The sequence below is a fragment of the Aeromonas sp. R6-2 genome, from assembly GCF_040908155.1.
GTDB classification, from domain to species: Bacteria; Pseudomonadota; Gammaproteobacteria; order Enterobacterales; family Aeromonadaceae; genus Aeromonas; species Aeromonas schubertii.
Map to the genome: position 1 here is coordinate 1 of NZ_JBFODE010000004.1, position 2,114 is coordinate 2,114.

Consider the following 2,114-nt stretch of genomic DNA (forward strand, 5'->3'; position numbering starts at 1 on the left):
TCCAGTCGCTGTCTTCCGTCAGGGTCAGGGAGACAGGGTCGACCTGGGGCAAGGCGCCATCGGTGATCTGGATATTGAGAGTGCCGAGGTTGCTCTTGTCACCGTCAAAATCTGAGCCCTGTACCTTCAAACCAAGGTTGAGGCTATTGGTCGCTGCCGGCTCGTCAAACACACCGGTCAGGGAGACGCTGTATTTGCCATCCAGCCCGATGGTCACGGTGAGGATTGCCTTGCCCTGCCAATCCTTGACGATCAGTTGGTTGTCTTTAACCTCGTAACTCGTCGCTTTGCCCTGGCTGGTGAGCCCAGCGAGCGCTGGTTGGCTCGCCTCAAAGTTGAGGGAGACCAGACGATCGCTGCCCACCGTCACAGGCAGCTGACCATCGATGCTCTGGTTGCCCCCCTCTTGCAGGACGACCCCTTTATCGAGACCGAGCACAGGGTCTGCGCTATCACTTACCGTGATGGTAGCGGTTCCCTGATTTTTGCTGCTGTCGCTGTCAGTGACTTCTACCGGCAAGGTCAGGTTGAGTTTGTTATCCGCCCCATGATCCAGGTTGGTATGCACCGTCACCTGATAACCGATCTCTGCGCTGGTATGAGCAGCGATGGTGGCGGGAACGGCCGGGATGGAGACCGTCATCACTACCAGACCACCACTGGTTACCGCCTGGAAGGTGTGACCATCGGTGCCAACCGCTTTCCAGGTCAGGGTTTCGCCGTTATGGGTGATGGCCTTGCCACTGGCATCCATCACCTGACCCGCAAAGGTCAAACGCACATCGGTCACCGGATCCGAGTCAGCCTTGATGGTGATCTTGCCGCTCGTCTGCTGGTCATCCACGGCCGAGTTGGCGCCATCGAAGCGCCCTTCATTGAGGGTTACATCGGTAAGGGTGAGGATCGGTTTCTCCCCTTCCCCAATCTGGATATTAAGGGTGCCGCTGGTGCTGTCGTTGTTACCGCCCGCCCTGTCGTAATCGTTGACGATCACCTTGATGGGCAGCTCGGTCACGGCGTTGCCGCCCTGATGAAGCCCTTGATAGAGGGTGACCTGATAGTCAAACCCGTTCTTGCCCGCCTGATCGAGGCTGCCAACCAGCTTGACCTCGAACACCTCGACCCGCTGGCCATCGACCATCACATAGCCCTTGATGAACTGGCTACCGGGGATGGCGCTGTTGCCATCCACCAGCTCGTACTGCACCGGTTTACCCAATGCGGTCAGCGCAGGCTGTTCGCTGGCATCGGCAAAGGCCACCTCGACCACCCGATCCGACCCGGCTTGTACATCAAAGTGACCGGTTTGACTCAGGCTGTTGTTGCCGGTGAGGTTCCCCTCATCCAGGGTTACACCGGTGCCCAGGATAAAGCTCGGTGCCTTGCCATCCGCAATGGTGAGCGGCAGCGTGGTACCAATGCGATCGCCATCCTTGTCGGCCAGGGTGACGGCAAGCGGCAGGTTGAGGGATTCACTCCCCTTGTGATCCAGCTCGCCGTTCAGGGTGACCTTGGCGGTGACGCTCCAGTTACCGTTGTTATCGACCAGGCTCAGCTCGGCGCGCAGCACCACCTGCCCACCGGCGGTTCCGACCAGCTGGCCGGTTGCGGGATCAACGGCGAAAGTGACCGGGTTACCGTGGCTGGTCAGTCCGGTCAGGGTGCTCTGGATAGCGGCGATATCAAAATCAAGAGAGTTGGGTTCAAGGGCATCGCTGCCGTGCGCGACCGAGAAACTCATGGTGCTGACGGCAGCCGTCTCCCCTTGCGCCATCTCGGTGATGGTGGTGCCGGTCACGGCGGAGATGGTCGGATTGGCACCATCACCCACCGCCACGGTAATAGTGGAGGAGACCTTGTCACCATCGCTGTCGAGCAGGGTAAAGCCCGCCTTGAGCAGGCTGTCGGCACTGCCCTGATCGAGCGGCTGATAGAGGGTGAAGCCATATTTGCCGTCGTTGCCCAGGGTGAGCGTGAACACCAGCTGGCCATCCGGCGTGCGTCCTTCAATCAGGTGACCGGCCACCGTTATGGCGACGCTCTGCTGGCCGGAGGTCAACCCCTGCAGCCCGGGCTGGCTGGCATCGAAGGTGATGCTGGCCAAGGGATCGCTG

Annotated in this window: 1 pseudogene; it reads right to left on the bottom strand. The window is 60.1% G+C overall.

Going from position 1 to position 2,114, the window contains the following annotated elements:
• Positions 1-2,114: pseudogene (locus AB5Y48_RS00315) on the bottom strand (type I secretion protein); the annotation flags it as partial.